At 62.1% G+C, this 8,098-nt stretch carries 7 protein-coding genes and 1 pseudogene; 2 read left to right on the top strand and 6 right to left on the bottom strand.

What is annotated here, in order from left to right:
• The 4 genes and pseudogenes from JHD67_RS20400 to JHD67_RS20385 form a co-directional block, all read right to left on the bottom strand.
• Positions 1-732 (bottom strand): annotated as a pseudogene (locus JHD67_RS20400) (hypothetical protein); the annotation flags it as partial.
• 43 nt (positions 733-775) lie between these two features.
• Entirely contained in the window at positions 776-1,069 is a 294-nt protein-coding gene (locus JHD67_RS20395) for a hypothetical protein (RefSeq protein ID WP_199101000.1), read from the bottom strand.
• A gap of 149 nt (positions 1,070-1,218) precedes the next feature.
• A complete protein-coding gene (locus JHD67_RS20390; protein ID WP_199100999.1) occupies positions 1,219-2,049 on the bottom strand; it encodes an SAM-dependent methyltransferase in 831 nt (276 codons plus the stop codon).
• A gap of 590 nt (positions 2,050-2,639) precedes the next feature.
• On the bottom strand, positions 2,640-3,161 hold the full coding sequence (locus JHD67_RS20385) for a DUF5615 family PIN-like protein (RefSeq protein WP_199100998.1): 522 nt from the start codon (positions 3,159-3,161) through the stop codon (positions 2,640-2,642).
• Between the two features lie 582 nt (positions 3,162-3,743).
• On the opposite strand from JHD67_RS20385, the gene JHD67_RS20380 reads away from it, so the two are divergent.
• Together JHD67_RS20380 and JHD67_RS20375 are read left to right on the top strand one after the other, a co-directional pair.
• On the top strand, positions 3,744-4,115 hold the full coding sequence (locus JHD67_RS20380) for a YciI family protein (protein WP_199100997.1): 372 nt from the start codon (positions 3,744-3,746) through the stop codon (positions 4,113-4,115).
• 359 nt (positions 4,116-4,474) lie between these two features.
• The gene (locus JHD67_RS20375; RefSeq protein WP_199100996.1) at positions 4,475-5,488 is read left to right on the top strand and encodes an alpha/beta hydrolase; all 1,014 of its coding nucleotides are present in this window, start codon (positions 4,475-4,477) and stop codon (positions 5,486-5,488) included.
• Here JHD67_RS20375 and JHD67_RS20370 read toward each other — a convergent pair.
• Both JHD67_RS20370 and JHD67_RS20365 read right to left on the bottom strand, forming a co-directional pair.
• Positions 5,485-5,820, bottom strand: a complete 336-nt coding sequence (locus JHD67_RS20370; protein ID WP_343214411.1) for an isoprenylcysteine carboxylmethyltransferase family protein — start codon at positions 5,818-5,820, stop codon at positions 5,485-5,487. The two genes, JHD67_RS20375 and JHD67_RS20370, sit on opposite strands and share 4 nt — an antisense overlap.
• A gap of 1,757 nt (positions 5,821-7,577) precedes the next feature.
• Positions 7,578-8,098, bottom strand: a 521-nt coding sequence (locus JHD67_RS20365) for a hypothetical protein (RefSeq protein ID WP_199100994.1), incomplete at its 5' end; no start/stop codon positions are given.

The raw sequence follows: 8,098 nt of genomic DNA, 5'->3' as shown, positions 1-8,098 counted from the left end.
GGCGTAGTAGCTCTCCAGCAGGTGCACGGCATCGGCGGCGCGTCCTTGCTGGATATCGAGGGTGGCCATGTCGCTGCGCGCGGCGTTGGCGAACAGCGTTTCGCCGCCTTGCACGCACTGATCCACCACGCTCTGGAACTGCGAGCGGTTGAGCTGGCCCTTGCCGCTATGGAACAGTGCATGCAGCCGGTAATAGTCGGCGCGGCAGGCATTCTTGCCATCCGGCACGTTCTGGCGCATCCGCTCGGCGTATTCGACGGCCTGGTCGTGCTGCCGGGCGATAATCAAAAACTGGGCCGCTTCGCCCAAGGCGCTGTAGCGGGCGTCCTTGTCGTTGACCTGTGGCAGGAGCTCGGCCAGCTGGTTCAGCTGGATAAAGGCTTCTTCGTAGCGGTGGCCAAAGCCGAAGATGTTGAGCAGGGTGGCGTTGGCGCGCAAGCGCAGCGCAACGTCCGGTGCCTGTTCGGCAATGCTGCGCAGGGTGACGCTGGCGCGGGCGTAATTGCCATCGAAAGCGGCCTGCCAGGCTTCCAGGTAGCGCAGCTTCCACTGGTCATCGAGCGGTAGGTCACCCGATTCCCGAGAGAGGTGATCGAGGATCTTGAGGAACTCGGGGTGATTGGACGTCTTGATGTCCAACGCACGCTGCAAAAGTTGTTCGGGCGCTTCGGAGGTGGACACGGCGGCGACCGCCGTGCCCATGCTCAGGCCCAGGAGTGCGGCGACTCCCACGCCATACCATCGGCACGTTTTGCGTTGCCGAGGCATGTCCGGATCAGGCGTGCGCCGAGACGCGCGGCACGGCGTTGCGTGAGGAGGGCTTCTCTTCCTCGTCCTCGCCTTCGTCGTCTTCTTCCTCGTCCTCGCGGCCCGGATTGTTCTGCGTATGGAACATCGGCTGCTGGTCCAGCAGCGCATACAGCTCGGCGGTGCTCTTGGCGATGATCGCCGCGCCCAGTTCGGCATTGACCTGGGCGGCTTCGAGAGCGGCGACAAGTTCTTCTTGGGAGGCGTAACGCAGCTGGGCGTCAGCGCCCAAGCGTTCCAGAAATTCGATAACGCTGGACATGGTGAGTTTCCCCCTGATGATCGTGGAATGCCACGCGACCTCTCCCCTTCTAGTGCTACCCCTCCCCTGGGGAGAACTAGGAGGAGGGGATCATAGCGCTGTTTACAGCTAAAAATGTCTAGACAGGCATAGGCTGAGAGCGAATGGTTTCAGCCTGGCTGTGCGGCCAGCGCGGCCAGGCGCGCTTCGATATCCGGGTCCCTTTCCAGCGGCCTGGCGGGCGGTACGGCCAGGGTGTCGGCACCATTGAGATCGATCTCAGGCAGCCGCGACAGCGGCAGCCGCTCCACGCGCGGTAACTGCAATGGCAAGGTGGCCGCGCGATAGATGATGACCTCGTGGTCCAGCGGATAGTGCCGGGCCAGCACCTCCACCAGCACCTGACGGTGGGCCGGCCCCGTGGCGAACTGGCGGCTGCTGAGCTCCCCGGCCAGCCCGATCTGCCACAGGATCAGCCAAGCGGTAGGGTCCACCTGGCGGCGATACACCATGAACTGGGTAGTATCGAAATGCTGGCAGCCAACACTGCCCGGGTCGATGCCGAGATCGGCATACAGGCAATCTTCGGACGAAATGCCCGGTTCCATATGGGCGCGATAGCCCTCGGCGCGGGCTTCCTTCACCGCGCGGTGCGGAGCCCAGGCAAACACGCCCGGGTGGCCGTAAAACACAGCGCATACGCGCTTGCCCGCGCGCACTTCGGCGAGGATGGCATCGACCATCTCGCGATAGGTTTGCAGGCGCGATTTGCCCTCGCGGTAATACGGCTGAAGGCTGCGTACGTCCGGGTGCATCTCCTTGAGCCACAGCTCTACCACGCCGTCGGACACGCCAGCGAACACTACCTCGGCCGTCTCGACATGGCTGCGCGCAAGCGCCGTGATGTGCGAACCCAGGGTGATGCCGATGCCGACGCAAGCGAGGCTTCCGGTGTAGGGGGACGTACTCAATGCCTGGCGCTCCTGGGTCACTCGAGGCATGGATGGGCAACCCCGTGCCGTGTGCGTGGAGCATAAGCAAAGCTCGCCTAAGCTTACTATCTGAATTTGTCACGTCAGTAGTTGCCGTGGTGATGGCGTGGCCTTGGGTGTCTCGATATGTAGTCCTTGCTGGCGGCCGGATTTCCCGCGGCGGGACGGTGGCGCCTGTGCGGGGGCGATCGGGGCAGCCTTGGCGGCAGGGCTGCCTGAATCAGGCGTCGAGTGGAACGTCTATCTGCCCTTTTCAAAGGCGTCGCTGAGAAACGGGGGCAAATCGAAGGACCATCATCATCGCGCCGTCGCGCAGCACCTCGTCGGCAGCTTGCGATAGCCGTATCGATTGCCGCATGCCCTCCACGAGGTTATTCGGGCCGCCGATGCGGCGGCAGCCCGCGTTGCTGCCTGCAGGGAACGCCGCACCCGTCCGGCGCACCCGTGGGTGGGGCGGCCATGGATGGGCGCCGTGGAGGCCCAGTCGTTCGTCATGGCGGATACCCGCGGGTGTGTAGGGGGGGCCGCGACTGCATCGCGATAAAGCTGGGTCGCCCTCGGCATCGGTCGCGCACGCGTACGACGGGCTCGGGCTTTCCCTAAGCCACCCACTGCTGCAAACGCCCATGCCATAGCCGGCGCGTGCGCGTTTTTACGCCGTCGGCCTGGTGAAAGCGTTCGGTCCAACAGTCGCGTCCGGCATCCACCTTGCAGCGCGCCGTATGAAGCGGAGCGGCGGCAAGCACGGGGGCGAGGCAGCGGAAGGCGCGCCGAATGTCCGAGGGCGTGCCTTCGCCAAACTGGAACACGAAGATCGCCGGACTGTGCGGCAACGGGAACTGCCCGTCATCCAAAAAGTCGCGGTCGCAGGTGAACAGCGCCAGGCCTCGTTGCAAGGCATGCGCAGCATGCGCATGCGCCGGCTGGCCCAGCAGGTTGGCCTCGGCGGCGGTTTGCACGGCGGCCCCCACGGAACGTAGCAATTCGACCGCGCGCGGCGGGAAATGCTCATCGGCATAGAAGCAGACGGTGGTCTGCGGGCGCAGTCCGTCTACCTCCTGTTCGGGCGCGGCGGTTGACCATGCCGAGTTTTCCTTCAGGTCTTCCGGGTCACGCCACATGGGGCACCTCAACTCCGTTAGGCCGTGGTCGGTAGCGTCGTGACTTGCACCCGCTGCCGTCAAGTTCGTTCTTTCCTATCTCCTTTGGTGCATACACACGCGGGTAGGGTCGATGGCTCAGCGGCGAGCTGCGTCCCCAAGCAGGCTCCATCCTCACGCGGGCACCAGGGCATGGTCCTTGTTGCGCTACGCCGGTCGTCCGGCGGCGCGACGTTGGGGGCCGGTAGGCCAATAGTTGCAAGGTCGCCCCGATAGCCTCTTTGCAGGCCTGGGCGCTGCGCGGCGGCGCACTTGCTCACCCAGCCGGTCGGCATCTCGCTGCCATGGCTGGTCTTGATTGCGGATTCCGGTCGGAGTGAACACCCATCCCGGCGATCACTGCCCCTGGTGCTGACCAGGGGGCAAGGGCGCTTGCGGCCATATTATGGAAAGGTCCGTTCCCGTCGCGGCCAATACTCGCGACATCCGCTCGCGACCCCAACCGGACCGGCTGGACAAGACCCGCTACAAGCGCCCCCAGAGTCTTGTCGATTTCCGATCATCAGCTTCGTCGTCAGTGCATAACCACTCGAAGGATCTGCAATGAAATACCTCGGCCTAGCCTACTTCGCTCCCGAAAAGTTCGCTGCGATGGCGCCACACGACATCAAGGAACTGGTGAGCCAATGCCCTGCATTGGACGAGACGATGCGCGCTACTGGCAAGGTTGTGGTTTCGGCGTCGCTTGGCGATCTTTCCACCTGGACCACCCTTCGCCCGCGCAGCGGCAAGACGCACGTCAGCGATGGGCCTTACACCGAGTCAAAGGAAGTAGTGGGTGGCTTGTTCATCATCGAGGCGGACAGCCGCGACGAGGCGCTGCGCATCGCATCCATGCACCCGGCTGCCACGCTGGGCGAAGAATGCGGGTGGGCCGTGGAGCTTATCCCCATGGATTTCTACCTGGCCCCATGAGGGCCGGCGGTGATTGCAACACCCGCTCTCGACCCAAGGCGGACTGTTCGCCGTACAAGCAAAGCAAGAGCGATATCAGCGCGGACTTGGTGTCCAACTTCAATGATTGCCGGGATGTGCACGCTGACCCCGCTTTGCTGTGCTCATTGCCTTTGCGATCTGGCGAAAGAGCACCATGCATCGTCTAGTCCCGCTGGCGGAAGGTAGAGGTCACGCTGGTCGCTGTACCCGTCGCGGTGAACTTTTATACGTCCATTGAATCGATAGAGGTACTGAGCCGGCGACTCAACGAGTTTCCACACATCGGAGGGATAGCCTTGAACGTAGCACTTCGAAGGACAGGACAAGCAGTCCTGTGGATGGCTTTTGCGGGCTGCGCGTATGCTGGCGGTGGCGCACCTGTCGCGGTGCCCGAACGCGTTTCGGACAGCTACGCCAAGGCTGGAACCCTCGTCGAGATTGCGCCGGGCCGAAGATTGAATTTGCGCTGCGAGGGAAGCGGCCCTCAGACCGTGATTCTTGAAGCTGGATCGCATGCCGACACCACAACCTGGTTCAAGTTGCAGCCGCTGTTGGCAGCGTCTGCCAAGGTGTGTTCCTACGATCGAGCCGGTTATGGCTTTAGCGATGGAGGGCCCTTGCCGCGAGACCTTGCCGCGGAAGTTGCGGACCTGCATGCATTGATCCAGCACGCAAAGCTCCATACGCCCTTGGTGCTGGTCGGACACTCCAGGGGAAGCAATATCGCTCGACTGTATGCGCAGCGATATCCAGCCGATCTGAGCGGAATGGTCCTGATTGACCCGCCAGCTCAGGATGTAGCGTCAGTTGCGCCGGAGTGGGCCAGGCAAGAAGCTCAGATGAGCGAGCAACGGTTTAGCTTTATCGACCATTGTGAGGCCGGCGCCGAAAAACATCAGCTGGCATCGCCACCGACCGCACTAGCGGCGTGCGTCGCTGTCGGCAATCCGCTCGCAAGCGCCAAGGTGAACGCAAGCATTGCTGCATATAAATTCAAACCGGTGTTTTGGCGCACCTTGGAATCGGAGCTTCGGGACAACGCAGTCATATATGGTCAGCCAGTATCACCCAGCGAAACTCTGGGCGACTTGCCCGTGATCGTACTGACGGCCTCCGATACCTATGCGGACGCCCCCGGCGACATTCGACAGACGCTGGCGGCGGCGAGAGATGCAACCCAAGCGAAGATTCTAGCCACGACCACTCATGGCCGACGCATCCTGGTTGACCATGCATCGCACGATATCCAACTGGATCAGCCCGTGGCGGTGGCCAACGCCGTGGATGCGCTGTTGGAGCAAACGGCGACCTCAGCGCTACCCCGTCGAAGTGGCGGTCATCGCAGCGACTAAACGGAGAGTTGGCGGGAACGCCTTGCAAATAGCGGGCTTCCATCCAGCGTTACCGGTGGGTACGGAATCCATTCGCGCCAGTCGCGATGCGCCGGACCCGCCCATTTATTTCCCGGTATCAGTGGCGCAGGGGCTGCCCCGTTGCCCAGCGCCAGACCCAGCCCGACAAAGCCCAGCCAGCCGCCGAAGTAACCGGGGGGCCGCACGCAGCGATACGGCCCCGCGATCACCAGCCGGTGATCGCTCTGCACCGCCACGTTGGCCGAAAAGGATTTCCGCAGCGTCCACATGCCGGCCCGGCGGATGCAAAAGCCCGTGAGCATCACGGCGATGCCGAAGATTTTCAGTGCAGGTGTAAATGCCAGCGCGCCGATGCCTGGGAAATAGAGGGCAATGGACAGCCAGGTTCAAGAATCTCGGCTAATTACCGCTCCGACACCACACATCTTCGATGGCCACCGCGTTGAAGACGCGGATGACTCGCTTCCCAAATCAGTAGCTACTGGCGAAGTGAGCTTGCCGTCGGCAGAATGGTGGGAGGATGCTTGCATGCAGCGCACAAGCCGTCAGGCGAACTGACCTGCGCCTAGATGACCGGAATGCGGGTGTCCATGTGGCTTGGAAGCATAATCAACGTCGATGGATTGAGGGATGCAACCGATGGAACAACGCAGGATCGCATGGGTACTTTGTAGCTCTATGTGGCTGTTGGCTTCGGCGGCCTGTGCGCAGGACGTTCCGGCGAATGGCATCCACTTGGTGGCGCCAACGGCCGCGACTGGCCTTGTTTCACCAGCGCCCGCGCTAAAAGTTCTTGAAGATGGAGGCACGGTTGTGAAGCCGGTGGCCGCCAGTGGATACCACGAGCCATTGCGTGCTCCCTTGGCGTCTGGCGTGGATCCATTCGCTTCGCGATCAATGTCATCTGTAGCTACTGGCGTTGCATCGCCGCTGCCGGTTTTTCAGTCAGACGGCTCCTCAAGGCTTGAACAGGCGTCGCGGGGAGCGTTCGAGTTTGCTGCAAAATTGGCTCTATCGATGGCAGCAGAGAAAACCGGCGCCACAAGGCCTGTACCGCCTCCGGCGAATCTCCCCTACAGGTCGAACTCGCCCACGCCGGAGCCGGCTGCGGTTGCTACAACCTGCCAGGAGAGCGACGCGAGTCGCGTTCCGGTCGCCTGTATAGGTCATTAATCCGCAGTCATGGTTTGGAGTTGCTCGGCTGCTTCCGGGTGGGCGTTCGCGCCGACTCAAAAGCTTGGCTTGCGATCGCTGCCGACATCGCTGATTCGCGCCCGTCCTGACGTGACATGTCTGCTTTCGACTGCGGCTGAAGCCGCAACCTGGAGCACACCTAGGCATGGGCACAACAAGGGAGGGGGCATGTCCCGCGCGTTACGTGGTTTTGTCTGGATCGTAGTGCTTGCCCTTTGCAGTTCGAGAGCCATTGCGCAGGCCGAGTCCTCCCACCAGGAGCCACCCTGTGACAAAGCCTGCCAACGGATAGAGCTCGATGCCTTGTTCAAAGCTATGGATGACGCGGAAATGACGCGCCATCCGAAGTCGAGTACTTCGTCAGATTGCGCTGCTTACGCGGGAGGCGACCTGCCAGACGTTCTTTTGGACGTCTGCGCGAAGCTCACGTACGTCCGGTCACTTCCTATGGGAGATACCTCCCGCTTTTCGTGCCCGCGTGACAGCACATCACTTGTTGGGACTCCAAGACAACAAATCGTCGCTATCTGGGGGGGGACCCGACTTCGTGCAAAGCGCAGCACCGTCGGGCCGCGCAAAGGGCGATGGCCAGTGGACATACTTTCTGGGAAGAGCCAAGCCAGGATGGGTCGGCGGCGGATTTGCCGAACTGACTCTCTACTTTGTTGACGGAATTATCCGGAAGGTCGACTGTGGACTTGCCAGGTAAAGTCCGCTTGCGACCCGAACCCAGGATGCACATTCCGCCCTTGTAGATGAGCTCATGGGCGATCCTCTGCAGAAAAGGGGCAGCGTTCGCCTCCTTGGAAAGAAGTACGCTGCCCCTTTGTTCTTCACGCTACTGTCAATCGCCCATGCCGGACCGGCTCAAGCCTCAGGGAGCGTTGTTGCCTGCCGATGACACATCGCCATCCACGGCCTTGATGAAATCAGGGTCGAGGAAGAGCTTGCCAACGAGCTTCTGCACGACGACGGGGTAGTTTTGGATGGCCGCCGGGATGGCGACGCCGCCAAGGAACGACGACTCCCACTCATGTTCTGCCGTCAGTGTCTTGTCGTAGATGGGGTGGCCGTCGCGTATCACGACAAAGCGTGCCCCCAGGTTCGCCATACCTTTGCTGAAACCGCTGCTGTCCAGTTCGTTCCGGGTCAGCGTGGCATCGATGCGCGTAGCGGCGTGATGGTCAAGTCGCCCGGCTGCCTGGAGTTCACTGACCAATGCTTCCTGTAGGTAGGCCGAGAACGTGTGGTCGGGGCCTGTGCCCTCCAACGCGCTGGCGCGTACCGCCAATCGGGTGTTGGGTACGCCACTTTCCGCAACCACCTGGCCCACGTCCAGCTTGTCGCCTTGGTGCTTGAGCAGCGACTCGGTGTTGGCAATGGGCGGCTTGTAGG

This window comes from Dyella sp. ASV21 (genome assembly GCF_016428975.1).
Classification (GTDB): Bacteria; Pseudomonadota; Gammaproteobacteria; order Xanthomonadales; family Rhodanobacteraceae; genus Dyella.
This window is presented reverse-complemented; position numbering and strand designations above follow the sequence as displayed.